The sequence below is a fragment of the Aeromicrobium stalagmiti genome (genome assembly GCF_013283745.1).
Lineage (GTDB): Bacteria > Actinomycetota > Actinomycetes > Propionibacteriales > Nocardioidaceae > Aeromicrobium > Aeromicrobium stalagmiti.
Genome location: NZ_JABSTZ010000001.1, coordinates 472,072 through 497,357, shown reverse-complemented (window position 1 = coordinate 497,357; position 25,286 = coordinate 472,072). Strand labels below are relative to the sequence as shown.

At 70.6% G+C, this 25,286-nt stretch carries 26 protein-coding genes; 10 read left to right on the top strand and 16 right to left on the bottom strand.

The genetic code is table 11. The annotated features are described in order from the left end of the window. Positions 1–337 precede the first annotated feature (337 nt). Positions 338–616 (top strand): GIY-YIG nuclease family protein, encoded by a 279-nt coding sequence (locus HQK15_RS02410; protein WP_173489829.1) that lies wholly within the window; start codon positions 338–340, stop codon positions 614–616. A gap of 251 nt (positions 617–867) precedes the next feature. Here HQK15_RS02410 and HQK15_RS02405 read toward each other — a convergent pair whose 3' ends face one another. Genes HQK15_RS02405 through HQK15_RS02395 form a run of 3 tightly spaced genes read right to left on the bottom strand, consistent with a single transcriptional unit; the run spans position 868 to position 2,637 of the window. Beyond that, positions 868–1,620, bottom strand: coding sequence for a helical backbone metal receptor (locus HQK15_RS02405; RefSeq protein ID WP_173489828.1), 753 nt, complete (start codon positions 1,618–1,620; stop codon positions 868–870). Then, positions 1,617–2,123, bottom strand: coding sequence for a thioesterase family protein (locus HQK15_RS18380; RefSeq protein WP_173489827.1), 507 nt, complete (start codon positions 2,121–2,123; stop codon positions 1,617–1,619). Before HQK15_RS18380 ends, HQK15_RS02405 begins: the two co-directional genes overlap by 4 nt. A gap of 37 nt (positions 2,124–2,160) precedes the next feature. Further along, positions 2,161–2,637 (bottom strand): NUDIX hydrolase, encoded by a 477-nt coding sequence (locus HQK15_RS02395; protein WP_173489826.1) that lies wholly within the window; start codon positions 2,635–2,637, stop codon positions 2,161–2,163. A 60-nt stretch (positions 2,638–2,697) separates the two neighbouring features. On the opposite strand from HQK15_RS02395, the gene HQK15_RS02390 reads away from it, so the two are divergent. After that, a complete protein-coding gene (locus tag HQK15_RS02390; RefSeq protein ID WP_173489825.1) occupies positions 2,698–3,546 on the top strand; it encodes an NAD(P)-dependent oxidoreductase in 849 nt (282 codons plus the stop codon). Here HQK15_RS02390 and HQK15_RS02385 read toward each other — a convergent pair. From HQK15_RS02385 to HQK15_RS02365, 5 genes are all read right to left on the bottom strand, one after another. Then, positions 3,539–5,626 carry an acyltransferase family protein gene (locus HQK15_RS02385; RefSeq protein ID WP_173489824.1) on the bottom strand — a complete coding sequence of 696 codons (2,088 nt, stop codon included), beginning with the start codon at positions 5,624–5,626 and terminating at the stop codon, positions 3,539–3,541. The genes HQK15_RS02390 and HQK15_RS02385 overlap by 8 nt on opposite strands. A gap of 82 nt (positions 5,627–5,708) precedes the next feature. Continuing rightward, positions 5,709–8,936 (bottom strand): fused isobutyryl-CoA mutase/GTPase IcmF, encoded by a 3,228-nt coding sequence (gene icmF / locus HQK15_RS02380; RefSeq protein WP_173489823.1) that lies wholly within the window; start codon positions 8,934–8,936, stop codon positions 5,709–5,711. A gap of 114 nt (positions 8,937–9,050) precedes the next feature. Then, complete coding sequence (locus HQK15_RS02375) at positions 9,051–9,452, bottom strand: hypothetical protein (protein WP_217361322.1); 402 nt, start codon at positions 9,450–9,452, stop codon at positions 9,051–9,053. Positions 9,453–9,484: 32 nt separating this feature from the next. Next, positions 9,485–11,416, bottom strand: coding sequence for an alpha/beta hydrolase (locus HQK15_RS02370; RefSeq protein ID WP_173489821.1), 1,932 nt, complete (start codon positions 11,414–11,416; stop codon positions 9,485–9,487). Then, positions 11,416–11,745 (bottom strand): type VII secretion target, encoded by a 330-nt coding sequence (locus HQK15_RS02365; RefSeq protein WP_173489820.1) that lies wholly within the window; start codon positions 11,743–11,745, stop codon positions 11,416–11,418. Before HQK15_RS02365 ends, HQK15_RS02370 begins: the two co-directional genes overlap by 1 nt. A gap of 72 nt (positions 11,746–11,817) precedes the next feature. On the opposite strand from HQK15_RS02365, the gene HQK15_RS02360 reads away from it, so the two are divergent. Further along, positions 11,818–12,324 carry a MarR family winged helix-turn-helix transcriptional regulator gene (locus HQK15_RS02360; protein WP_367649036.1) on the top strand — a complete coding sequence of 169 codons (507 nt, stop codon included), beginning with the start codon at positions 11,818–11,820 and terminating at the stop codon, positions 12,322–12,324. 58 nt (positions 12,325–12,382) lie between these two features. Continuing rightward, positions 12,383–12,742 (top strand): nuclear transport factor 2 family protein, encoded by a 360-nt coding sequence (locus tag HQK15_RS02355; protein ID WP_173489819.1) that lies wholly within the window; start codon positions 12,383–12,385, stop codon positions 12,740–12,742. 67 nt (positions 12,743–12,809) lie between these two features. On the opposite strand, the gene HQK15_RS02350 is transcribed toward HQK15_RS02355, so the two are convergent. The 3 genes from HQK15_RS02350 to HQK15_RS02340 form a co-directional block, all read right to left on the bottom strand. After that, positions 12,810–13,613, bottom strand: a complete 804-nt coding sequence (locus HQK15_RS02350; protein WP_173489818.1) for a hypothetical protein — start codon at positions 13,611–13,613, stop codon at positions 12,810–12,812. Positions 13,614–13,773: 160 nt separating this feature from the next. Then, positions 13,774–14,610, bottom strand: coding sequence for a hypothetical protein (locus HQK15_RS02345; protein ID WP_173489817.1), 837 nt, complete (start codon positions 14,608–14,610; stop codon positions 13,774–13,776). Between the two features lie 104 nt (positions 14,611–14,714). Next, the gene (locus HQK15_RS02340; protein WP_173489816.1) at positions 14,715–16,619 is read right to left on the bottom strand and encodes an acyl-CoA dehydrogenase family protein; all 1,905 of its coding nucleotides are present in this window, start codon (positions 16,617–16,619) and stop codon (positions 14,715–14,717) included. 96 nt (positions 16,620–16,715) lie between these two features. Between HQK15_RS02340 and HQK15_RS18735 the strand changes: the two genes are divergently transcribed. The 5 genes from HQK15_RS18735 to HQK15_RS02320 all read left to right on the top strand — a co-directional run bounded on the left by HQK15_RS18735 (position 16,716) and on the right by HQK15_RS02320 (position 20,162). Next, entirely contained in the window at positions 16,716–16,844 is a 129-nt protein-coding gene (locus HQK15_RS18735) for a hypothetical protein (protein WP_302477471.1), read from the top strand. Positions 16,845–17,066: 222 nt separating this feature from the next. Then, entirely contained in the window at positions 17,067–17,270 is a 204-nt protein-coding gene (locus HQK15_RS02335; protein WP_056208020.1) for a cold-shock protein, read from the top strand. Positions 17,271–17,359: 89 nt separating this feature from the next. Then, complete coding sequence (locus HQK15_RS02330) at positions 17,360–17,935, top strand: antibiotic biosynthesis monooxygenase (RefSeq protein ID WP_173489815.1); 576 nt, start codon at positions 17,360–17,362, stop codon at positions 17,933–17,935. Further along, entirely contained in the window at positions 17,932–19,425 is a 1,494-nt protein-coding gene (locus tag HQK15_RS02325; protein WP_173489814.1) for a cobyric acid synthase, read from the top strand. The genes HQK15_RS02330 and HQK15_RS02325 overlap by 4 nt, the downstream gene beginning before the upstream one ends. After that, entirely contained in the window at positions 19,422–20,162 is a 741-nt protein-coding gene (locus HQK15_RS02320; RefSeq protein ID WP_173489813.1) for a cobalt-precorrin-6A reductase, read from the top strand. The genes HQK15_RS02325 and HQK15_RS02320 overlap by 4 nt, the downstream gene beginning before the upstream one ends. Here HQK15_RS02320 and HQK15_RS02315 read toward each other — a convergent pair. Next, complete coding sequence (locus HQK15_RS02315; protein WP_173489812.1) at positions 20,119–21,060, bottom strand: cobalamin biosynthesis protein; 942 nt, start codon at positions 21,058–21,060, stop codon at positions 20,119–20,121. The two genes, HQK15_RS02320 and HQK15_RS02315, sit on opposite strands and share 44 nt — an antisense overlap. 47 nt (positions 21,061–21,107) lie before the next feature. Here HQK15_RS02315 and HQK15_RS02310 point away from each other — a divergent pair, with 47 nt between their 5' ends. After that, a complete protein-coding gene (locus HQK15_RS02310) occupies positions 21,108–21,638 on the top strand; it encodes a bifunctional adenosylcobinamide kinase/adenosylcobinamide-phosphate guanylyltransferase (RefSeq protein ID WP_173489811.1) in 531 nt (176 codons plus the stop codon). 5 nt (positions 21,639–21,643) lie between these two features. Here the strand turns inward: HQK15_RS02310 and HQK15_RS02305 are convergent, their stop codons facing one another. From HQK15_RS02305 to HQK15_RS02290, 4 genes are read right to left on the bottom strand one after another with little or no spacing between them, the layout of a single operon-like run. After that, on the bottom strand, positions 21,644–22,687 hold the full coding sequence (locus tag HQK15_RS02305; protein WP_173489810.1) for an enoyl-CoA hydratase/isomerase family protein: 1,044 nt from the start codon (positions 22,685–22,687) through the stop codon (positions 21,644–21,646). Beyond that, positions 22,684–23,439, bottom strand: a complete 756-nt coding sequence (locus HQK15_RS02300; RefSeq protein WP_217361321.1) for an adenosylcobinamide-GDP ribazoletransferase — start codon at positions 23,437–23,439, stop codon at positions 22,684–22,686. The genes HQK15_RS02305 and HQK15_RS02300 overlap by 4 nt, the downstream gene beginning before the upstream one ends. Next, positions 23,439–24,473: a nicotinate-nucleotide--dimethylbenzimidazole phosphoribosyltransferase gene (gene cobT / locus HQK15_RS02295; RefSeq protein ID WP_173489809.1), complete on the bottom strand. Its 1,035-nt coding sequence runs from the start codon at positions 24,471–24,473 to the stop codon at positions 23,439–23,441. The genes HQK15_RS02300 and cobT overlap by 1 nt, the downstream gene beginning before the upstream one ends. Next, positions 24,470–25,273: a CbtA family protein gene (locus HQK15_RS02290; RefSeq protein ID WP_173489808.1), complete on the bottom strand. Its 804-nt coding sequence runs from the start codon at positions 25,271–25,273 to the stop codon at positions 24,470–24,472. Before HQK15_RS02290 ends, cobT begins: the two co-directional genes overlap by 4 nt. Positions 25,274–25,286 lie beyond the last annotated feature (13 nt).

The window sequence follows — 25,286 nt, the reverse complement described above, 5'->3', positions numbered from 1 at the left end:
TCGCTGGCGCTCCCTCCCGCGACTTCGTCGCTAGGGACCGGGTTCGGCCGGCACCCCGTCCCCTAGCGAGCTTGCGAGGTGCCTCCACCCCGGTCCCTAGCGAGCTTGCGAGCGGGAGGGAGCGAGGTACGAGCGACCGAAGGGGCTAGGCGTGACTGTCTGGGTGGGTCCCTTCGGTCGCTGGCGCTCCCTCCCGCGACTTCGTCGCTAGGGACCGGATTCGGCATCCCGTCCGTTCCCTAGCGAGCTTGCGAGCGGGAGGGAGCGAGGTACGAGCGACCGAAGGGGCTGTGGACAGCGAGATGCGCAACGCAGCCGCGAGGCCGACGATGCAGCGATGGGCTACTTCTATCTCCTGATCTGTGCCGACGGGACGTTCTACGCCGGCAGCACCCGCGACCTGAAGCGACGGTTCTGGGAGCACAGCGAGGGCCTCGGTGCGGCGTACACACGAAAACGGCTCCCGGTCACGCTCGTCTACTTCGAGCAGTACGACCGGGTGTCCGAGGCGTGGGGGCGTGAGCGGCGGGTGCACGGGTGGACCCGGAGCAAGAAGAAGCGGCTGATCGAGTCGGGTCCCGGAGTGAGGGTCACTGATCCGTCGCAGTACGCGTGAGGGGGTGGGTCCCTTCGGTCGCTGGCGCTCCCTCCCGCGACTTCGTCGCTAGGGAGCGGATTCGGCTGGCACCTCGTCCCCTAGCGAGCTTGCGAGATGTCTCCCCGTCCGGTCCCTAGCGAGCTTGCGAGCGGGAGGGAGCGAGGTACGAGCGACCGAAGGGTCTAGGCGTGACTGCTTGGGTGGGTCCCTTCGGTCGCTGGCGCTCCCTCCCGCGACTTCGTCGCTAGGGAGCGGATTCGGCTGTGTCGCTAGGGACCGGAGGGGTTGAGGGCTTGCTCGAGGTCGGCGCGGGCTGTCACCAGCGACGGGCCGTACCAGGTCAGCGCTCGGCCGGAGACCAGCGTCGTCGGGGTCGAGCCGAACGCCTCCGGCCCGTCGTCGGCGGTGAACACGTACGGCTCGTCGGGCAGCAGGACGAGGTCAGCATCGATGTCGTCGACCTCGACGTGGGGATAGCGGTCTGCGCTGTCACCGAACGCGTGGACGAGCCCCAGCCGGGTGACGAGGTCGCCGGTGAACGTCCGTGCGCCCACGACCATCCACGGGTCGCGCCAGATCGGGATCGCGACCCGGCGGCCGTCGGCTGCCGGGGGCGCGGCCCACACCTCCTCGGCGTCGACGAGCCACTGCGGCACGTCCCACCCGAGCGCGTCGACGAACATCCGGCGCATCGAGGTGAACGCCTGGTCGAGGGTCTCGATCTCGGTCACCCAGACCTGGATGCCGGCGTCGCGCAGGCGGGTGACGTCGAGCTCGCGGTTCTCCTCCTGGTTGGCGATCACCAGGTCAGGCGCCAGCGCGGCGATGGCGGCGCGGTCCGGGTTCTTGGTGCCTCTCACCCGCGTGACGTCGAGGTCGGCGGGGTGGGTGCACCAGTCCGTCGCGCCGACCAGTGCCTCGGGGCGGGTCGCGGCGATCGCCTCGGTCAGCGACGGCACGAGCGACACCACCCGGCGGGCCGGGTGGGCGACGTCGACCGGGTGCCCGAGGTCGTCGTTCACCGGCGACGCACTCCCATGGAGCCGCTCAGCGGAGCGGCCCACGCGAGGTCGTCGGCCTTGAGCGCGGCGTCGGCCAGGTCGGCCACGTCGTCGGGGAAGGGCGTCGGACGACGGGCGGTCATGTCCATGTGGACGAGCGTGGCCTCGACGACGCAGGCCAGCTGCTGCCGCGTGCGGTTGAGGATCAGGGTCGCGGTGTGGAGCACCTTGTCGGACCGGGCGATGAGTCGCGGATGGACCGAGACGCGCTCGCCCTCGAGGATCTCTGCGTAGTAGGTGAGGTGGTGCTCGGCGGTGAACGTCGACATGCCCCGGGTGGCGATGTAGTCCTCCGGCATGCCGAGCTCGATCTGGCAGCGCTGCCAAAGAGCAGTGCCGCCCAGCTCGAGGTAGCGGCTGATGTTCATGTGGCCGTTCTCGTCGATGAACTCCGGCGGGACGGTGCGGTCGATCGGGGCCGCCAGCTCGAGGACCTGCTCGTACGTGGGAAGGGAAGTGCTCACCCTCCGACGATAGTCGGCGGCGGCCGTGCGCTGCCGATCAGTCGCCGAACGGCCCGAAACGGGCCTCGACCCGCTCGCTCAGGGCGGCGTCGACCCGCTGCCGCATGTCGTGCGACATCTCGGGCAGGGCGTCGCGGGGGAACCACCGTGCCTCGGTGTTCTCGCCGTCGGCGGGAGACGGCTCGCCGGCGTCCCAGCGGGCCCGGAACACGAGGTCGACATACTGCGACTGGTCGCCGTTGGCGTAGGTGTACATCCGCGTCACGTGCACCCAGCAGAGGCGCTCGGCGGTGGCCCGTACGTCGGCCTCCTCCAAGACCTCCCGCTCGGCGGCGACGGACGGCTCCTCGCCCGGGTCGATGATCCCGGTGACGGGCGTCCACTCACCGGTGTCGGCACGACGGACGAGCAGCACGTCGTCGCCCCTCACGACGACGGCCGTCACGCCCGAGAGCCACAGCGGCGCCGTGCCGATCTTGTCGCGCAGGTCGAGGACGAACTCCGGCGTGGCCATGCCACCACGCTAGCCGTCGCCGGGCGGCGGGCTCTGCGAGGCCGAACTAGTGTCGAGGACATGCGTATCGCCTTCCTCGGACTCGGCCGCATGGGTCGAGAGCTGGTCCTGCACATCATCGACGCCGGACACGACGTGACGGTCTGGAACCGCAGCCCGGAGCGCGCCCGCGCCCTCGAGCCGAAGGGGGTGCGGGTGGCCGACTCCGCCGCCGACGCGGTCGCTGGTGCCGAGCTCGTCGTCACGACGCTGTTCGGACCCGACACGGTCCGCGACGTCGTGCTCCGCGGAGAGCTGCCCTTCGCCGAGGGCGCCACCTGGGTGGACATCACGACCGTCGCGCCGTCCGACGCGACCGAGCTCGCAGCGTGGGCGGCCGAGCACGGGGTCGCGTACGCGCACTCGCCGGTCATCGGCTCGTTGGCGCCGGCCCGCGCCCGGCAGCTCGGGGTGCTGCTGGGAGGCACGAAGGCCGCCACCGACGTCGCGCTGCCCGTCGTCTCGCTCTGGGCCGACCCCGATCGGCTCCACGTCCTCGACGACGCCGCAAGGGCCGCGACCGGCAAGCTCGTCGCCAACCTCGCGCTGGCCGTGTCGCTCCAGGGCCTCGCCGAGGCGCTGCGGCTGGGACGCGGCGGAGGCCTGACGACTGACGAGGTGCTCGCCCAGGTGCAGGACAAGACCATGCTGCAGGCGATCGCCGGGATGAAGGGCGACCTGGTCCGGGGCGGTGACTTCAGTGACGCCCAGTTCTCGGTCAACGCCCTGGCGAAGGACCTCGGCCTGATGCTGCAGACCACGGCGGAGCCGCTCCCGGCGGTCGAGGCGGCCGCCGCCTCACTACGCGCCGAGATCGAGAGCGGCCACGGCGAGGACGACGTCGCGGCCATCGCCAGGCCCGTCACCTGAGGGCGGCGTCGACGCCCGCCGTGAACCGGTCGGCCAGCGTCCGGGCGAACGTCTGCGTGAAGTGCACCTTGTCGCGATAGACCACGACGTTGTCGACGACGGGCTGGCACGTCCCGTCGGGGCAGACCGCCTCGTTGGGCTCCACCAGGACGACGTCGTCACCCATCGCGTCTGACGTCGCGGCCATGATCGACGTCTTCCCGTTGACGTGGAAGGTGCACTGACGGGCGTCCCGCGTCTCGGCGAGGCAGTCCGTCGGGAAGAAGGGCGCACGGTTCGGGGAGTCCGAGAGCACGACCCCGATGCCGGCCGCATGCAGCCGGTCGACCGTGCGCTCCATGCCCTCGGTGGCGAGGACGACCGACTCGCGGCCGCCGGCCATCTCGCCGTCGACCGTCACGCGCTCGGTCGTGAGACGGCTCATGGCGAGGACGACGACGTCGGGGTGTCGCTGCTCGATCTCCCGCAGCGCCGCCTCACGGAAGGCGTCGCAGGCCAGGTAGGCGCCACCGCGTGCGGCGTCGAAGCGGGTGACGTCGGCCATGGGGCAGCTGCTCTTGGCCCAGACCGTGACGGCCCAGCCATGCTGCTCGCCCGCCCTGACGACGGCGGGACCCACCGCGCCGGCGATGGAGTCGCCCAGCACGACCACCTCGCGCGAGCCGCCGCGGTCCGCGAAGGTGCAGCCGTCCCACGACGGCGTCGTCTCCTGCGAGAACCCCACGTGGCACCCGCTCGCCTTGAACGGGCCCTCGTCACCGGCGGCGTCCTCCAGCGCGGGGGTGATCGTCTCGGGCGTCGCCGGTGTGGCCGTGGGCGTCCCGCCCTGAGCGACCGGTGCCACCGTGACCCGGTCGATCGTCCCGGTCGCCGAGGCATAGGAGGCGACCGGAAGCACGGCGGCGACGAGCGCGACGCCGAACGCGAGGCTGAGCGCCGGGCGTCGAGCCAGCACGCGCGCACGGCGCAGCGGGTTCTCCACCAGGTGGTGGCTGACGACGCTGAGGCCGAGGGCGAGCACCACGAGGGCGATCCGGACGTCCGGGGTCTCGGCGCCGATCGCCGCCATGCCGATGACCAGCACAGGCCAGTGCCAGAGATAGAGCGAGAACGAGATGTCACCGACGTACGTCAGCGGGCGCACCGAGAGGAGCCGGCCCAGCGGGGTGGAGCCACCCGTGCCGGCGGCGACCAGCAACACCCCGGCAGCCGTGGGTGCCACGGCGAGCCACGACGGATAGGTCAGGCCGGCGACGCCCGCCTCGTCGAGCGCGGCGACGCAGAGCGCGAAGCCGGCGATCCCCGCGGTGGCGAGGACGACGCGTGTGCGGGGGAGCAGCCGCACGAGCACGGGCACTGCGAGAGCGGTCAGCGCGCCGGCCGCGAGCTGCCACGCACGGGCGGGGGTGCCGAAGAAGGCGTACGGCTGGTCGGTCGCGGTGGTGCGGACGCACCAGGCGAGGGACACCAGGATCACGGCGACAAAGGCACCGCCGAACACGACGGCGTACGCCCGCGGCCGCCGCCCGGACAGGCGCCAGACGACGGCCAGGACGATCAGGAGGACCGGCCAGACCAGGTAGAACTGCTCCTCCACGCCGAGGCTCCAGTAGTGCAGCACCGGCGAGGGGTCACGGTCGGCGGCGAGGTAGTCGGTCTGCTGCTGGGCGAACCGCCAGTTGCCCGAGAACAGCGCCGACCACAGCACGTCGGTCCCGATCGCAGGTCGCTCGAGCGGGCTCATGAGCACGCGTGAGGCGATCATCGTGGTGATGAGCACGAGGACCGACACCGGCAGGATGCGCCGCGCCCGTCGCGCCCAGAACTCCCGCAGGCTCACGGTGCCGGTGGCCGTGATCTCGCGCAGGAGCAGCTGCGTGATGAGGAAGCCCGACAGCACGAAGAACAGGTCGACACCGACGAATCCGCCGGGCACGAAGGGCAGCCCCGCGTGATAGGCCACCACGACCAGCACCGCGAGCGCGCGCAACCCCTGGATGTCGTCGCGCTGCGCGTGCTGCGCGCGGGGCGTCGCCACGGACTCCCCGAGCGCTCGCCGCTGCTCCTGCACCATCGTCATGCCGGACCCCCTTCGTGACCGTCGTCGTCACGAAGAGATGCGCCGGGCGGGGCGAAAGTTGCCGCAGGAGCGAGGAGGTCGACTAGACGTTCCTGCGGTACTGCCCGCCGACCTCGAAGAACGCCTCGGTGACCTGCTGCAGCGAGCAGACACGAGCGGCATCCATCAGGACCGCGAAGACGTTCTCGTCGTTGATCGCGGCGAGCCGCAGCCGCTCGATGGCCTCGGCAGCCTCGGACGTGTGCGACTCCTGGAAGCCGCGCACCCGGGAGAGCTGCGACTCCTTCTCGGCCTCCGTCGCGCGGGCGAGCTCGACGGTCGGCGGCTCCTCGCCCTCGACGTGGGGCTTGCGGAACGTGTTGACGCCGATGATGGGCAGCGAGCCGTCGTGCTTCTTGTGCTCGTAGAGCATCGACTCGTCCTGGATGCGACCGCGCTGGTAGCCGGTCTCCATCGCGCCGAGCACGCCGCCGCGCTCGTTGATCGCGTCGAACTCGGCCAGCACGGCCGCCTCGACGAGGTCGGTCAGCTCGTCGGTGATGAACGCCCCCTGGGTCGGGTTCTCGTTCATCGCGAGGCCCCACTCCTTGTTGATGATCATCTGGATCGCGAGGGCGCGGCGCACCGACTCCTCCGAGGGGGTCGTGACGGCCTCGTCGTACGCGTTGGTGTGCAGGCTGCTGGCGTTGTCGTAGATCGCGATGAGGGCCTGCAGGGTCGTGCGGATGTCGTTGAAGTCCATCTCCTGCGCGTGGAGCGAGCGGCCCGACGTCTGCACGTGGTACTTCATCTTCTGCGAGCGCTCGTTGGCGCCGTACTTCTCCTTCATCGCGACCGCCCAGATGCGGCGGGCGACACGGCCGAGCACGGAGTACTCCGGGTCCATGCCGTTGGAGAAGAAGAACGACAGGTTGGGCGCGAAGTCGTCGATGTCCATGCCGCGTGCGAGGTAGGACTCGACGTAGGTGAACCCGTTGGACAGCGTGAACGCGAGCTGGCTGATGGGGTTCGCCCCGGCCTCGGCGATGTGATAGCCCGAGATGCTGACGGAGTAGAAGTTCCGCACGCCCTCGTCGATGAAGTACTGCTGGATGTCGCCCATCATCCGCAACGAGAACTCGGTCGAGAACAGGCACGTGTTCTGGCCCTGGTCCTCCTTGAGGATGTCGGCCTGCACGGTGCCGCGGACCGACCGCAGCGCGTACGACCGCAGCTCGGCGTGCTCGTCGGCCGACGGCTCGCGGCCCTCCCGCTCGCGGAACGCGTCGACCTGCTGGTCGATGACGGTGTTGAGGAAGAAGGCGAGCACCGTCGGCGCGGGGCCGTTGATCGTCATCGACACCGATGTGGTGGGAGCGACCAGGTCGAAGCCGTCGTAGAGCGCCTTCATGTCGTCGAGCGTCGCGACCGAGACGCCGGAGGTGCCGACCTTGCCGTAGACGTCGGGGCGTGGGTCGGGGTCGCGGCCGTAGAGGGTCACGGAGTCGAACGCGGTCGAGAGGCGCGTGGCGTCGCCGTCGTGCGACAGCAGCTTGAAGCGGCGGTTGGTCCGGAACGGGTCGCCTTCGCCGGCGAACATGCGGGCCGGGTCCTCGCCGTCGCGCTTGAACGAGAAGACGCCCGCGGTGAACGGGAAGTAGCCCGGCAGGTTCTCCTTGCGCCAGTAGCGCACGAGCTGGCCGTGGTCGGTGAACTTCGGCAGCGAGACGCGCGGCACCTTGGTGCCCGACAGCGACTCGCGGGTCAGCTGGGTGTGGATCTCCTTGTCGCGGACCGTCACGACCATCTCGTCGCCGGAGTACGACTCGACGACGGTGGGCCAGGCCTCGATCTGGTCGGCGATCTCGGCCGGGAGAGCCTTCCTCGCCTCCGTGAGCAGGCCCGAGATCTCGTCCCGGGAGGTGGCCGAGAGGTCCTCGCCGGCCACGAGCTCTAGACGCTGCGCACGGCTCGCCGCCGTCGCGAGCCGCTCGGTGTCGGCGTGGAAGCCGCGGATCGTCTCGGTGATCTCGGCGAGGTAGCGGACCCGGTCGGACGGCACGACCTGACGGATGCCGCTGGAGTGGCGGACGTCGACGGCGGGAAGGATGCCCTCCTCGACGGGCAGACCCTGCTCGCCCAAGGTGTCGCGCAGGTGCTGGTAGAGCGCGGTGACACCGTCGTCGTTGAACGTCGCGGCGGACGTGCCGAAGATCGGCATGTCCTCTGGCTTCTTGCCGAACGCCTCGCGGTTGCGGACCATCTGACGCCCGACGTCGCGCAGCGCGTCCTTGGCGCCTCGACGCTCGAACTTGTTGATCGCCACGGTGTCGGCGAAGTCGAGCATGTCGATCTTCTCCAGCTGCGAGGCGGCGCCGAACTCCGGCGTCATGACGTACATCGAGGAGTCGACGTAGGGGACGATCGCGGCGTCGCCCTGGCCGATGCCGGGGGTCTCGACGATGACGAGGTCGAAGCCGGCTGCCTTCACGACGTCGATGACGTCGGCGAGCGACTCGGGCAGCTCGTGCGAGCCGCGGGTGGCCAGCGACCTGAAGTAGGCGCGCTCGCCGTCGAGGGAGTTCATGCGGATGCGGTCGCCGAGCAGGGCGCCGCCTCCGCGACGGCGGGTCGGGTCGACCGCGATGACGGCGATGCGCAGCTTGTCCTGCTGGTCGACGCGGAAGCGGCGCACGAGCTCGTCGGTGAGCGACGACTTGCCGGAGCCGCCCGTGCCGGTGATGCCGAGCACGGGGGACGTGTGGCCGGCCGCAGCCGAGCGGATCCGTTCGCGCTGGTCGTCGGAGAGCGAGCCGGACTCGGCATACGTGATGGCCCGTGCGATCGATGCGCGGTCGCCCGCGACGACCGCGTCGAGGTCGAGCTCCCCGACTGCCTTGAGGTCGAAGTCGCAGTCCTTGACGACGGAGTTGATCATGCCGACGAGGCCCAGGCGCTGCCCGTCCTCGGGCGAGAAGATCGTGACGCCTGACTGGCGCAGCCGGGCGATCTCGTCGGGGACGATGACGCCGCCACCGCCTCCGACGACGTGGATGTGCCCGGCGCCCTGCTCGCGCAGCGACTCCACGAGGTACTCGAAGTACTCGACGTGGCCGCCTTGATAGGACGACACCGCGATGCCCTGCACGTCCTCCTCGATCGCCGCGTCGACGACCTCCTTGACCGAGCGGTTGTGCCCGAGGTGGATGACCTCGGCGCCCTGGCTCTGGAAGATGCGCCGCATGATGTTGATCGACGCGTCGTGGCCGTCGAACAGCGCGGACGCGGTGACGAACCGGACGGGGTTCGCGGGGACGTGGAGGTCGGGCATGCAGGCTCCCAAAGATCTGTGGAAGTCCAATACTAGGACATCCAACTAATTAAGGCCACCGTCTCCTGTCACGGGACGCATCCGCCCGAGCCGTGAGGTCGGTCGGCGCGAGTCTCACTTCACGCAGCCGCCGGACCCACTGACAACCGCGAACCCGCGGCCAGGAAAGATCGTCGCGCCGATCGTGGCGTTCCCGCGCTGGAACCGAACGCGATTGCTGTACGTCTCGCGCTTGACCGTCCAGCCATCACCCTCGAAGCTGTCGGCGATCTCAGACGACAGGCGGTCAAGCGCGTCGTCCGTGATCGACACCTTCACGCCGTAGCTGAGCATCGTGCCGGACTCTCGATCGCCCGGCACGCAGTCGGTCATCACATCGTCCTGAACCTGCGGACGTGATCCGACAAGGGCTGCAAGCTTGTCGATCGAAGCTCGAGCCTCGGCCGCCACGCTCTCGACCTTTTCCTGGTCCACCATCTCGTCCTCCTTGTCGCCACAGGCGGCCAGAGCCGCCATGCTGATCAGCATTACTGCCGCGAAGAGTCGTCTCATTCGATGTCGATCCGTTCGCCAGGTGTCTCCCAGCCCGTCTGCTCGGGGGTCCATCCCGGGTAGGGATAGAGCGGCGGGTCCTCGTACTCGGGCTCACGATAGGTCGTCACCTCGCCACCGTTCAGCACCTCGAGCATGTTGGTGTAGGCGTCAGACTGACGCTGGAAGACGTTGGAGTGCGAGTCCTTGCCGATGTTGGGGGTGCCGTCGGTCCTGTCGCCGGTGTCGAGACGGGTCGTGCCGTCGAAGCCGTCCGGGTCGGCGCCGTGGCCGATGTCGCCGACCTGCATGCCCTGGATGTCTCCGATGATGTCGCCCGGCGCGGTCATGGAGTAGCGGTCGACGCCCTGCTGTGAGTCGGGCAGGTCGCTGGGCGACCAGATGTCATGGCCCATGCCGGCCGACTCGACGTGCAGCACGCGGTCGGCATCGAGCCCGGAGAGCTCGGCCCGGCCCACGACGGCTCCACCGTAGGAGTGCCCGAGGTAGGTCGTCTGCACGTCGTTGGGGGCGGCCGCCGAGTGCTCGATCTCCTGGCGCACGTCGTGCGAGAAGTCGGCGAGACCGGGGCCGAGCCGCTCGGAGTAGTCGGCAAAGGGTGCGTCCTTGATGATGTCGTCGGGCAGGTCGCCGCCCATCCACGAGATCATCGCCAGATCGCCTCCGGAATCAGCCACGAAGTTCTCCGACTTGTCGGCGACCCCCTGGTAGCTCGACATGTCGGTCGTCGTGCCGGGCACGCTGACGCCGACGTTCTGCGTCGACGAGTCGATGTCGCCGTGCAGCTCGGCGATCGCACCGTCGTCGGCGGCATCGAAGAAGATGATCTGGCGGTCGCCGTCGAGGATCGACTGATAGAGCTCGATCCGGTCCTGGGAGTCGCTGATCGGGTCGTCGAGGTCGTTGTTGTTGCGCCCGAACAGGTCCCCGTCGTGCTGGTTGTCCTGGTGCTGGTCCTCGAGGTCGCGTAGTTGGTCCTGCTCGTCGTCGAGCGCCACGATGACGTTGACCGCGTTGGCGTCGGCGCGATAGTCGAACGGGACGCCCGACATGTTGCCGACGGCGCCGGGGAAGAGGGTCGCGAGCAGGCTCGCGTCGGCGGGTGAGAGGCCCTCGAACAGCGTGCGCGCGTCGGTGCGTCGCTGCTCGTGCAGGTCGGCTGCACCGTCGGTGGTCGTGAACGCCGGCTGCAGCAGCCCGGCCAGGACGCCCTCGGGGCCGGTCGCGCCCGGCGCCGGCTGCTGCTCGGAGAGCTGGCGGGCGACGTCGGGGTGGTCGGCGAGATACTCGCGCAGCTGCGTCGCGTCCATGCCGCGGACGTCCTCGGGCAGCGTGCCGTTGTCGATCAGGCGGTTCATCGTCGACTGGACGCCCTGCGACTGACCGGCGGTGAACTGGTCGGCCTCGGCGGCAGTGTCGACCGACTGGAACGCGGCGATGAGCGTGTCCTCGGCCCGCGTGAGGGAGGTCTGCCAGGTTTCGACGCGGTCGACGAAGGCGTCGATGTCGCCCTGCAACGTGGTCGACTCCGAGACGAGCCCGGCCTCCTCGTCCTCGGTGTAGGTCGCGGCCCGCTGTGCGAAGTCGCTCTGCCGGCCGGACAGGGAGGAGCGCTCCTCGACGAGCGTGTCGCGCTGTGACTTCAGGCCGACGAGGGCCGACTCGTAGCGCTCGCAGGCGCCCGCCACGTGACCGATGACCGTCACCACGATGTCGAGCTCGGAGCCGAACGACGTGCGCGCGTGAGACGCGGCCTCGGCCGCATCTCCCGTCCAGTCGGCGGGAGCGCCCCCGTCGTGGGCCCAGTCGGCGATGCTCGAGGTGGTCGAGCCGGCGCGGCGCAGGGCGGACGAGACCGCGGTGGCGTCGGCGTCAGCCTCGAGGGCCGGGACGGTGGGCGGCGGGGCCGGGATGATGACGGTCGGCATCAGCCCTCCGGGGTCAGGTTGCGCTCGTCCCACGGCAGCAGCTGGGCGAGTCGTTCGGACTGGGCGGCGTCGGTGACCTGATAGGCGGTGACGGCGTCGGAAAGCGCGGTCGAGTGAGCGGCGGCGTCCTCGACGCGGTCCTTGAGGCCGTTGATCCAGGCGTCGAGGAAGGCCTCGGCGGCGGGCGCGACCCGAGGCCCGAGGTCAGCCGTCGACGACGACGCCGAGTTGAGCGATCGGCGCGCCCCGCGCAGCTCTTCTGCCTGGGCGTCCCACTCGGTCGCAGACGTCCGCAGTGCATCGATCCATACGCCAAACCCCCCGGTCATGCCGTCAGGCTACCGGGAACGGTCGACGAGCGGGATGCCGTGGCGTCGGACCCGGTCCCCTACGATGGGGCGGTGCCCAGCGAGCCCAAGCTCCCCTTCGACCCCATCGAGCGCGCTTCCGCGATCTGGGACCGGCACATCGGTGAGTCCCGCTCGATGCGGCTCGCGACCTCGATCATGCGGGTGCAGCAGCTCATCAGCTCCGAGCTCGACGCGGCGCTCAAGCCGTTCGGCATCACCTTCGCGCGCTACGAGGTGCTGCAGCTGATCTCGTTCAGCTCGGCCGGACGCCTGCCGCTCAGCAAGATCGGCGAGCGGCTCATGGTGCATCCGACGTCGGTGACCAACGCGATGGACCGGCTCGAGTCGCAGGGCCTCGTGCGCCGCGTCGCCGACGAGACCGACCGCCGACGGACGTTCGCCGAGCTCACCGACGAGGGTGAGCGGGTGCTGGCCCAGTCGACCGCTGCCGTCATGGACATCGACTTCGCGGTCGTCGGTCTCGATGCGAGCCAGCAGGACGAGGCCTACGAGCTGCTCCGCCACGTGCGCCAGGCCTCGGGCGACTTCTCGGACTGAGGCTCTGTCCTGACCGGCGTCTGGCAGTATCACCGCAACGACACGATCGGAGACGGCGATGACTCAGAGCTCCCCGCAGCAGCGTCTGGTGGACGAGTACTTCCACGGGTTCCGCGAGAGCGATCATGCGCGCGTCCTCGCGACGCTGACGGACGACGTCGAGTGGGTCATCCACGGTCACCGCACCACGGTGGGCAAGGCGGAGTTCGACGGCGAGATCGAGAATCCCGCCTTCAGCGGCAGTCCTGACCTGAGGGTCGACCGGGTGATCGAGGCCGGTGCGGTCGTCGTCACGACGGGCGAGGGGCGTGGGGTGCACCGTGAACACGGCCCGTTCCATTTTGCGTTCAACGACCTCTTCACCTTCCGCGACGGGCTGATCTCTCGCGTCGACTCGTACGTCGTCCCGCTCGGCTGACCGGGCCCCGCACGCACGAAGGCCCCCACCCGGGCGGGTGGAGGCCTTCGTCAGTGGTGCGACGCGATCAGATGCGGCTGCTCTGCTCGGTGCGGAACTCGACGCTCCGCGACGTCTTGGAGATGAAGAGGCGGTAGCGGTACTTGCTCGACGTGGTGCGGCTGTAGGAGCCGTTGCCCGAGCTGTCGAGCTTGATCGTCTTCTTGGTCTTCCAGGTGGTGCCCGACTTGTACTGCAGCTTGACCGAGCCGGCCGAGACGTACTGACCCGACGACGGGTTGACGATCTTGATCTGCTGGGCCTTGAACGAGATGTTGCTGTTGACCCGACGGATCTTCAGGGCGATGCCGTCGCTGCGGGTCGTCTTGATGTTCTTGCGGACGTAGAACGTGTTGCTCTTCTTGGTCTCGAGCGTGCTGGGCTCGCCCTGGTAGTTGAACGTCGTCGGGCCGAGGACGACCGCGCCGGAGCCCCAGACGCGCGGGATGTCGACGCCGCCGTTGTCGTCACCGGGGTAGAGAGGTACCTGCCCCTTGACGACTCCGTTGACGGTGACGGTCGTCACGGCCGAGGTGACCGTGCCGGAGCCAGACGGGATGACGTCGCCAAAGATGCCGGTGAGGTCCTTGCTCGTGATGACGCCGGAGTTGAGCCGGAAGGTGCCGAGCGTGACGGCCGCGGGCTTGACCGGTCCGGAGGTCCGGGCGGCGGCGTCGGCGAAGGAGCCGCGGGCCTCGGCGGCCGGCGCGGCGGCGCGGACGGCGCTGCTCGACGTGGAGTCGGTGGCAGAGGCCGGGCCGGTGCCGAGGGTGATCGCGAGCGCGGTGGCCGTGAGCACGGCTCCCGAGCGGACGAGGGTCGATGGACGCATGGTGAAACTCCCCTGAGATGTCGGATGGTCTGGAAAGACGCTTCATCCTTCCACACGTCCGCGCGGACCAGACAGTCTTTCGTCGTCCGGCCGATGAACGCTGGTGGACGAGCGAAGGCCCCCGACCCGGTACGGGTCGAGGGCCTTCGGGTGGCTGGGATCAGCCGGTGACCGATGTGGTGCTGTTGCCGAGGACGTTCGACGTCTTCGGCACGTACAGGCGGTAGGTGCGGGTCGGCGCCTTGAACGTGTAGGAGCCGTTGCCGCGGCTGTCGAGCTTGATGCTCTTGAGCGTCTTCCACGATCCGCTCTTGCGGTACTGCAGGCGCACCTTGCCGAGCGAGACGTACTTGCCGCTCGACGGCTTGAAGACCTTCCAGCCACGGGGCTGGACCTTGACCTTGGTGCCGGGGCTGTAGAAGCTGATCTTCGCCGCCGGGTCCGACGTCTTCACGGCGCGGCGGAGGTAGAAGACGTTGCTGTCGGTGCCGTCGGTCGACGACGTGCCGTCAGCGTAGGTGACCGTCGTTGCCAGGATCTGTGCCTTGCCGGAGCCCCAGCCGCTCTTGGTGTCGAAGTAGGACACGTCTGCGCCTTCGTCGTACTTGTAGAGGACGCCACGGTGGGTCTTGTCGCCGACCTTCAGCGTGAAGGCCGTCTTGACGGGGGGCTGACCGCCCGTGGACGACCCCGGCTCGCCGTTGATCTCGAGGATCTGGACGCTGTTGCTTCCATCGCGAAAGAGCACGCCCGAGGCGATGCGCAGCTTGTCGATGATGACGACGGAGGGCGTCTTGACGTTGGCAGTGGACTTGCCACCCGCGACCGGGGCCCACTCGGAACCACCGGTGTTGGTCAGGCCCTGCGACGCAGTGGCCTTGGCGCGCAGTGAGGCGCTGTCGTCCGAGTCGGCGTTGGCCGGACCGGAGGTGAGGGTGAGGGCGAGGACGGCGGCCGTCGAGACGGCTCCGCCCCTGGCCAGGGTGGTCATACGCATGTGTATCTCCCCGAAGGATCTGTGAAAGGACGTCTCATCCTGCCACGGGGCCGGGGTGCTCCGTGGGGTATTTCCCAGAGCGTTCACGCGACGTCCTCCGGGCGTCAGTCGACCAGCATCGCGGCGTTGAGAGTCGACTCCGGGACGCCGAATCCCTCGATGAGGGTCAGGGTGTGCGGCCGGAGCTTGTCGAGCAGCTCGTTGATGAGCGAGGTGACGGTCTTGGCGCGCTGGTCAGACAGCCGGTTGTGGCCCATGAACCAGGCGAGGTCCTGCTCGATCGCGGTGAGGGCGTAGAGCGAGCAGACGTCGCGGAGCAGGTCCTGCGCCTCCGGGTCCTCGCAGCGCGCGATGCCGGCGGTGAACGCCTCGAGCACGATGCGCTCGATGTGGACGCGGCCGGCGCGGATCACGTGGTCCTGGGCGGCGTTGAAGACCGTGAACGCCTCGACGGGGTCCTTGCCTGCGCGGCGCAGGCGGCGGGCCGCTGTCTCGAGCACGTGCTCCTCGCGGTCCTCGAACAGGTTGAGCTGGGTGCCGCGGTCGAGCAGGTCGTGGTTGTCGTCGCTGCTGCCGGGGCGCGCGTCGATGAGGCGCTGGATGAGCTGCGAGGCCGCGGTGCGCTCCTTGACGACGTCGGCGACGGTGCCGGCAGCGAAGCGGACGAGCCCGACCGGGTCGAGCCCGCCGACCTCCTGGGCGTACGAGGTGAGCAGCTCCTTGGCGACGAGCTGGAACAGCACGTGGTTGTCGCCCTCGAACGTCGTGAAGACGTCGGTGTCGCCCTTGAGGGTCGTGAGGCGGTTCTCGGCGAGGTAGCCGGCACCGCCGCAGGCCTCGCGCGCCTCCTGGATCGCCTGGGTCGCGTGCCACGTCTGGGCGGCCTTGAGGCCGGCTGCACGGCTCTCGAGCTCGCGCTGCTGGTGCGCGGGCGGCGGCTCCTCCGAGCTCTGGATGCGGTCCATGCGCGCCACGAGCTGGTTCTGGGCGAACCGCATCGCGTACGACTTGGCGATCAGGGGGAGCAGCCGACGCTGGTGCATGCGGTAGTCCATGAGCAGGATCTCGTGATCGGCGTCGGGGCCGAACTGACGCCGCTTGAGCGCGTAGCGACCGGCGATGCTGAGCGCGACCTCGGTCGCGGCGCTGGCGGACCCGCCGACGCTGATGCGGCCGCGGATCAGGGTGCCGAGCATCGTGAAGAAGCGGGCGTTGGAGCTGTCGATGGGCGAGGAGTAGGTGCCGCCCTCGTCGACCTGGCCGTAGCGGTTGAGCAGGTTCTCGCGGGGGATGCGCACCTGGTCGAACATGATGCGGCCGTTGTCGACCGCGCCGAGGCCACCCTTGTGCTTGTCGTCGGACGTCGTGATGCCGGGCAGGTCGTTGCCGTCCTCGTCGCGCAGCGGCACGACGAAGCAGTGCACGCCGTACGAGTCGCCCTTGGTGATGAGCTGGGCGAACACCGCCGCGACCTGGGCGTGCGCCGCGGCACCGCCGATGTAGTCCTTGCGCGACGACGGCGTGGGGGAGTTGATGACGAACTCCTGCGTCGCCGGGTCGTACGTCGCGGTCGTCTCGAGGCTCTGGACGTCGCTGCCGTGCCCCGACTCGGTCATCGCGAAGCAGCCGAGGATGTCGAGGTTGATGAGGCCGGGGATGTAGGCCTGGTGGTGCTTCTCGGTGCCGAGGTTCTCGATCGCCCCGCCGAACAGTCCCCACTGCACGCCGGCCTTGACCATCAGCGAGAGGTCGAACTGCGCGAGCATCTCGATGCCGGTGACGGCCATGCCCGGGTCGCCGGTGCCGCCGCTGGACTCGCGGAAGCCCGCCGCGGGGATGCCGGTCGGGACCAGCTTCTTCATCTGGTCGAGGACGCGGGCGCGGGCCTCGTCGAGCGTCAGGTCGTGGTCGTAGGCGAGGTCGAGCTCGGCGAGCTCCTTGCGGGACTGCTCGCGGACGTGGCGCCACTTGCCGTCGAGGGAGATGCGGAGTTCGTCGCTGAGCGTCATGTGTCAACGGTACTCGCGGGTAGCGCGGTCGGCAGGTCGTCCGACCGATCTCACAGGCGTCGGTAGCGTGGGGCTCACCCGTCGAGAGGATCCACCGTGTTCGCGACCCCTGACCTGTGTGACGCCCACCCTTCGCAGGTGCGGGTGATGGAGCCGATCCTGCGCTCCTTCGTCTATGCCGACGCCAACGGTGTCGTCGTCTCCTCGGTGGAGCTGTCGGTCTAGCCGTCAGCTCGCCCGCGCCGGCCGGCGCCGCGCACACGCCGAGGATCGACGATTGACGGCTGGGTGCACCTAACCGGTAGGGTGGTGGGTAGTTGCACGACGTTGGGCTGTACGAACGAATGACGTTCCAAGTTTTGGTCTTGATTTCTTCTCGGTTGGATGTGTGTCGCGACGGTCGTTCGCGAAATGCGCGAATGACAATTCGCATGAAGGAGCAAGACAATGGCAACAGGAACCGTCAAGTGGTTCAACGCTGACAAGGGCTTTGGATTCATCGCCCCCGACGACGGCAGCGAGGACGTGTTCGCGCACTTCTCGGCCATCGCGACGAGCGGCTACCGCTCGCTGGACGAGAACCAGAAGGTCGAGTTTGACGTCGAGCAGGGCCAGAAGGGCCTGCAGGCGACGAACATCCGTCCCCTCTGACTCACCCCCCTGATCTAGATCAGTAGCAAGACCCCCGGAGCCTCGGCTCCGGGGGTCTTGTCGTTCCACCACGGGCCTAGGCTTGATCCATGACCGGACCCGTGACCGTCTCCATCACGCGACACGTCGATCCGTCGCAGGAGGACCAGATGCTCGCCTGGCTGCGCGCCGGCACCGAGCTCGCCGAGCGGTTCGACGGCTTCCTGGGGTCGGGCTGGATCCGCCCCGAGATCGACTCGACCGAGTGGCACATGCTCTACCGGTTCGCCTCGCAGGAGTCGCTGGAGTCGTGGGAGCAGTCGGCGCAGCGCCGCTGGTGGCTCGACTCCGCGCAGGGCATCGTCGACGAGTCGGCGCGCGAGCACCGCACCGGCATCGAGGGCTGGTTCGACGAGCCGTCGAGCGTCGACGTGCGCGACCTGCGGGCGACGCCGGCCCCGCCCCCGCGCTGGAAGCAGATGGTGTCGATCTTCATCGTGTTCTTCCCGTTGAGCCTGGTCGCCAACGAGCTGGGCCGGGTCTATCTGAGCGACTGGTGGCTGGCGCCGCGGGTGCTGCTCACGGTCTGCGTGATGACCCCCCTCATGACCTACGTCTTCCTGCCGTGGATCACGCGCCTCCTCGCCCCGTGGCTGCACCGCTCACCGGCCAAGGGCCTGGCATGACAGCGCTGCTCGTCGCCGGCACGACGTCCGACGCCGGCAAGAGCATCCTGACGACCGGGCTGTGCCGGGCCTTCGCCCGCCGCGGGCTCAAGGTCGCGCCCTACAAGGCGCAGAACATGTCGAACAACTCGATGGTGTGCCTCGGCCCCGACGGCACCGGCGCTGAGATCGGCCGGGCCCAGTGGATCCAGTCGCTCGCCGCCCGCGCGGTGCCCGAGGCAGCGATGAACCCCGTGCTGCTCAAGCCTGGTGGCGACAGGGCGAGCCACGTCGTCGTCATGGGGCAGCCGGCCGGCGAGATCACCTCGGCGGAGTTCATCGGCGGACGCACGCACCTCGCCGCGGCCGCCCATGCGGCGTTCGACGACCTCGCGGCGCGTCACGACATCGTGGTGTGCGAGGGCGCCGGCAGCCCGACCGAGGTCAACCTGCGCGCCGGCGACTACGTCAACATGGGCCTGGCCCGGCACGCCGACATCCCGACGATCGTCGTCGGCGACATCGACCGGGGCGGGGTGTTCGCCGCGATGTACGGCACCGTGGCGCTGCTCGAGCCCGCCGACCAGCGGCTCATCGCCGGGTTCGTGGTCAACAAGTTCCGTGGTGACGAGACGTTGCTGGCGCCGGGGCTGCGGAGCCTCGAGGCCGCCACAGGTCGCCCCGTCTACGGCGTCCTGCCGTGGAGCGCCGACCTGTGGCTCGACTCCGAGGACGCTCTCGACCTGGCCGGACGTCGCGCCGTCGAGCACGATGCCGCGCTGAAGGTGGCGGTCATCCGCCTGCCGCGCATCAGCAACTTCACCGACGTCGACGCGCTGGGCCTGGAGCCCGGGGTCGACGTGCTCTTCGCCAGCGATCCGCGCGACGTCACCGACGCCGACATCGTCGTCCTGCCGGGCACGCGAGCGACGATCTCCGACCTGCGCTGGCTGCGGTCGCGTGGCCTCGACCGGGCGATCCTCGACCACGCCGCTGCGGGACGTCCCGTCCTCGGCATCTGCGGCGGGTTCCAGATGCTGGGTCGCGCGATCAGCGACCCTGACGGTGTCGAGGGCGACGCCGGCGCCCAGGTCGAGGGACTGGGTCTGCTCGACGTCACGACGACGTTCGGGGCCGACAAGGTGCTGCGCCTGCCCACGGGCGAGGCGCTCGGTGCCGAGGCGCACGGCTACGAGATCCACCACGGGCGGATCACCCGCGGCGACGCCGAGGAGTTCCTCGGGGGAGCGCGCGCGGGCAACGTCTTCGGCACGATGTGGCACGGCAGCCTGGAGTCCGACGGGCTGCGCCGCGCGTTCCTCGCCGAGGCTGCGGGCCTGGCCGGCGGCACCTACGAGCCGTCCGACGTGAGCTTCGCCGAGCGTCGCGAGGCACGTCTCGACCTGCTGGGCGACCTCGTGGAGCAGAAGCTCGACGTCGACGTCCTGCTGTCGCTGGCCGAGGCGGGGGCGCCGGCCGACCTGCCGCTGCTGCCTGCGGGGCCCGCATGACCGTCCTGGTGCTCGGCGGCACGGCCGAGGCCCGTGCCCTCGCAGGGCTGCTGCTCGAGGCGCAGGTGCGTTTCGTGTCGTCCCTTGCCGGGCGGGTGGCCCGGCCCAGGCTGCCCGTGGGTGCCGTGCAGATCGGCGGCTTCGGCGGGGTCAACGGTCTGCGGTCCTACCTTGCCGAGCAGCGCATCGTGGCGGTGGTCGACGCGACGCACCCGTTCGCCGAGGGCATGAGTCGCAACGCGGTCGAGGCGTGCACCGCCGACGGCGTGCCGTTGCTCCGCCTCGAGCGTCCCGGCTGGTCCGACCGCCCCGGTGCCGACACCTGGCACTGGGTCGCCGACCACGATGCAGCAGCGGCGCTGACCGCGACCCTCGCCCAGCGGCCCTTCCTCACGGTCGGACGTCAGTCGCTGCACCGCTTCGTCGGGCCTCTCGCCGACCATCGGGCCGTCGTCCGGGTCGTCGATCCGCCCGAGATCGAGCTGCCCGAGGCATGGACGCTGCTGCAGAGCCGTGGCCCGTACGACCTCGACGACGAGCGGGCCGTCATGGCGACGATCGACGCACTGGTGACCAAGGACTCCGGGGGCGACCACACCTGGTCGAAGATGCGGGTCGCCGGCGAGATGGGCATCCCGGTCGTCGTGGTGCGTCGGGCGGCCGCCGTCGCGGGTGTCGAGACCGTGCCGAGTGCTAGAGAGGCCGCCGACTGGGTCGTGCGGCGATCCACGCACTGACCGCCACGGCCCCCACGGCCACCGCGTCGGCGAGACGTACGGCGCGACCGATGTCGTCCTGCTGCGCGGGCACGCCGTCGCCGAGCGTCGGACGGTGCTCGATCCGGGTGCCATAGACGTTGGTGCCACCGAGCTGGATGCCCAGGGCCCCGGCGAACGACGCCTCGACGGGTCCGGCGTTGGGGCTGGGATGGCGGCGGGCGTCGCGGGTCCACGCCTCGAAAGCCGCCGAGGTGCGTCCACCGACTGTCGGGGCGAGGACGGCCGCGAGCAGCGCGGAGAGCCGGGCCGGCGCGAGGTTGAGCACGTCGTCGAGGCGGGCGGCCGCCCAGCCGAAGCGCAGGTGGCGCTCGCTGCGATGGCCCACCATCGCGTCGAGGGTGTTGGCCGCGCGATAGGCCATCAGCCCGCCGACGCCACCGACGGCGCCGGCCAGCAGGGGCGCCACGACGGCGTCGGACGTGTTCTCGGCGACGGACTCGACCGTCGCGCGCGAGATCTCGCCGGCGTCGAGCCGTGACGGGTCGCGACCGACGAGGTGGGTCAGCTGCTGCCGCGCTGCCGGCACGTTGTCGGCCTCGAGCCAGGCGAGGACGTGCTCGGCCTCGCGGCCGAGCGACCGTCCGCCCACGACGGCCCACGTCGCCGCCGCGGTCAGCAGCGTGCGGGCCACGGGGTGCCGCGCGCTGAGCCGGTCGGCGACGAGCCCGACGGCACCGGTGCCCCCGACGAGCGCTGCAGTGTAGGCGACGCCCGTGAGGCGGTCGTCGGCCCAGACCCGCCGTTCGAGCGTGCCGGCGATCGTGCCGAAGGCGGCCACGGGGTGGTGCCGGGCCGGGTCGCCGAGCACGCGATCGGCGGCGAACCCGAGGACGAGTCCGATGGCTCGCGATCGCATGGGGTGCTCCTCTGGCGGTAGTCTCGTCACGACACTAGCGAGGTGGCATGAAGGTTCTGGTCACGGGCGGTGTGCGCTCGGGCAAGTCGTTCCACGCGGAGTCGCTGCTCGTCGCAGCGCCGCGCGTCACGTACGTCGCGCCGGGCCCGGAGCCCGACGTCGACCTCGACCCGGAGTGGGCTGCCCGCGTGGCGATCCACCGGGCCAGGCGCCCCGACCACTGGGACACGATCGAGACCCACGACCTCGCGGCGGCGGTGCGCGGCGCCGACGGTGCGGTGCTGATCGACTGCCTCGGCACGTGGCTCACGTCGGTCATCGACGAGCTCGACGGCTGGGACCAGGTCCGTGACGACTGGGAGCCGGTGCTGCTCGATCGCCTTGCCGACACCGTCGAGGCGATCGCCGAGCACGACGGCACGGTCGTGGCCGTCACCAACGAGGTCGGCATGAGCGTCGTGCCCGAGCACCGCTCCGGCCGGGTGTTCCGCGACCTGCTCGGCATCGTCAACCAGCGGGTCGCCCAGGAGTGCGACGACGTGCTGCTGGTCGTCGCCGGTCGCGCCCTGCGCCTCTGACCCGATCAGGCGAACAGGTGGTCGAAGGCCGCGACGTCGACCTCGGCGAGGGACGGCGGGTCCCACCGGGGTGACCGGTCCTTGTCGATGACCTGGGCACGGATGCCCTCGGCCATGTCGGGGACGTCGAGCAGGAACGTCGACACCGCGAGGTCCTGGTCGAGCGCCGTGCGCAGGTCGGGCAGGGTCGCAGCCCGGCGCAGCGCCGCGAGGGTCAGGGTGACGGCGGTGGGCGACCTGGCCTCGATCTCGTCAGCGGCGCGGTGAGCGTCCTCGACGTCTGACGACCGGAGCCGTTCGACGATCGCGAGCACGTCGTCGCCCGCATAGGCCGCGTCGACCCACGAGCGCCGTGCTGCCAGGGCAGACGCGGGGGGATCGACCGACAGGCGGGCGAGGGCGGTGTCGGGGTCCTCGCCCTCGAGCGCGGCCTCGAGCGCGGCCAGCCGCTCGCTCGGCACCATGACGTCGGCCATGCCCAGCGCGATCGTGTCGGCGCCGTCGGCGTTGGCAGCGGTCAGGGCCAGGTGCGTGCCGAGCTCGCCGGGGGCTCGCGACAGCAGCCACGGCCCACCGACGTCGGGCACGAAGCCGATGCGGGTCTCGGGCATGCCGACCGACGTCCGCTCGGTCACGACGCGGTGCGACGCGTGCGCGGAGACGCCGACGCCGCCGCCGAGGACGATGCCGTCCATCAGGGCGACGACGGGCTTGGCGTAGGTCGCGACGGTGTGGTCGAGGACGTACTCCTCGCGCCAGAAGTCGACCGACTCGGTCGTGCCCTCGCGGGCGGAGCGATACATGCCCTGCAGGTCGCCGCCGGCGCACAGGCCGCGGTCGCCGCTGCCGGTCACGAGGATCGTCGTCACGTCGTCGTCGGTCGCCCACGCGTCGAGGGCGTGCTGCATCAGCCGGACCATCTCGAGGTCGAGGGCATTGATCGCGCGGGGTCGGTTGAGGACCAGGACGCCGAGGCGTCCGCGGCGCTCGACGAGCACCGTGGGCTCGGGCTGGGTGGGCTCGGTGGGCTCGGGCTGGGCGTCGCTCACGAGGCCGCCACCAGCATCGCCGCGAGCGACAGCTCGATCGAGGCGCCGAACACGTCGCCGGTCACCCCGCCGAAGCGACGCACGCAGCGCCAGACGACGACCGCGGCGACGGCCAGGCCGACGGCGGCGACGATCGCCCCGCGCCACCAGCAGAGGTCGGCCCAGGCGAAGGCGGCGATGCACGCGGCGGCCAGGACCAGCCAGGTCAGCACCGTGGCGATCGGTCGGACCGAGCCGACGTAGGTCGATCCGAGCCCGTCGGCACGAGCTCCCGGAACGCCCCGAGCGCACACCAGGGCGAGGGTGCCCCGCGAGACGCAGACCAGCAGCCCGGCGACCACGGGGCCACGGGGCACGCACAGCACCGACGCCAGGGCGGCGACCTGGGCGCCGAGCACCAGCACGAGGGCAGCGGCACCAGCCGGGCCCGCCGTCCCGCCCTTCATGACGGCGAGCGACCGCTCCCGGTCGTACGACGCGGTGAGGCCGTCGGCCACGTCGGACAGGCCGTCGAGGTGCAGGGCGCGGCTGCCGAGCGCGAGGGCGCCGACGGCGACGGCCGCGACGGGCAGGGGAGCGAGGTCGAGCTCGCGACCGGCCCAGCAGACCAGGGCGACCGCGAGGCCCAGCGGCACGACGGCCAGCGGCGCGAGCAGCATCGCCCCGCCGGCCACCCGGCGATCGACCTGGGTCGGGTGCCCGACGCGCAGAGCCGTCAGGGTGCCGACGGCAAGCCGCCAGGAGTCGAGCATCAGCCGAGGTCGGAGAGCAGTGCGACCTCGGCCAGCAGCAGCGCGGCGGAGCGGACCACGGGGACGGCGGCGACGGCGCCACTGCCCTCGCCGAGACGCATGCCGAGGTCGAGGATCGGCTCGATGCCGAGCTTGCCGAGGGCGAACGCCTGGGCGGGCTCGGTCGAGCGGTGGCCGGCGGCGAACCACGCCGCCGCACCCGGGGCGAGCCGGTCGGCCATGATCGCCGCGGCGACCGAGATGACGCCGTCGAGCAGCACCGGCACGCCGCTGCGCGCAGCAGCGGCCATGAAGCCGGCAGCCGCCGCCAGGTCGGCGCTGCCGAGGGCCGTCAGGGTGTCGACCGGGTCGGCCACGCGGTCTGCGGCACGGTCGATGGCCTGCTGGACCACGGCGGTCTTGTGGGCGAGCCCGGCGCCGTCGACGCCGGTGCCGGTGCCGGTGACCTCAGAGGCCGGCAGGCCCAGCGACGCGGCGATCAGGGCCGCGGCCGGGGTCGTGTTGCCGATGCCCATGTCGCCGCTGATGAGCAGCTGCGCGCCGGCGGCGATCTCCTCGGCGGCGACGGCCTCGCCGGCCGCGATCGCCCGGGCGGTCTCGTCAGCCGTGAGGGCGTCCTCGAGGTGGATGGCGCCGCTGCTGCGGCGGATCTTGAACGCCGTGACGTCGGCCGGGACGCCGTCGAGGTCGTCGTCGACCCCGAGGTCGAGCACCCGCACGGTGACACCGTGCTGCGCCGCGAGCACCGAGACCCCGGCCTTGCCGGCGAGGAACGTGCGGACCATGGCGGGCGTGATCGCCTTGGGGAAGGCCGACACGCCGTGGTCGGAGACCCCGTGGTCACCCGCGAAGATCACGGTGCGGACGTGGTCGACCGGGACGGGCGGCACCTGGCCCTGCGTCGCGGCGACCCATACGGCCAGGTCGCCGAGCCGTCCGAGTGCTCCGGGCGGGGTGGCGAGGCCGGCCAGACGGTCGGCCGCGGCGGCTCGTACGGTCGCCAGCGGCGGGGTGACGGGCGTCTGCGCGCTCACAGGCTCGCCGCCAGCTCACGACGAGCGGCCTTGACCGACTCCTGCTCGTACAAGCGGCCGATCAGGCCGACCAGGACGATGCCGATGCCGGCCCAGAGGGTGACGTTGGTGAGCAGCGACGCGAGGCGGAAGTACCAGAGCGTGTCGGCCGGGAAGTCGCCGAGCTCGTTGACCGTCGGCATGGCCAGCGCCATGACGATGACGACGACCAGGTAGCCACCGGCCGTGGCCAGGACCGTGCGGTAGGTGCCGATCCGGTCGAGCAGACGGCGCGCGACGAGCACCGCGACGATCGCGGCGAGGATCGCGATGCCCTGCACGATGAAGTAGTAGAGCGTCCGGTCGCCGATCGTGTCGCCGCTGCCGACCGCCGGAGGGTTGGCGGGATACTTCAGGAACGGCACGAGGCTGAACGACACGTAGCCGACCAGGGCGACGAGCGCCGTGGACTGGCTGGGGCGCAGGCGTCCGATGCGTCCGACCGCGAAGGCCGACGCCAGGCCGATGACACCGCCGAGAGCCGTGCCGACGGTGAGGATGCCGGTCGCCAGGCCGAGGGTCGACTGCTTCTCGCGCGACACCTCGGTGCCGCCCGCCTCGGCGTCCTCGTCGGCGTGGGAGTGGCTGTGGCCGTCGGAGTGCTCGGCGGTCGCATCGGCGGGAGCGGCGGCGTTGGCCTCCTCGACGGCGATCGCGGCATCGACCTGCGGCTCACCGACGGTGTAGGCGACCGCGAACGAGAAGAGGGACGCGATGAAGCCCGCGAGCAGGCCGCGGACCAGGAAGTTGCGTGGGGTCATGACCATGTCCAGT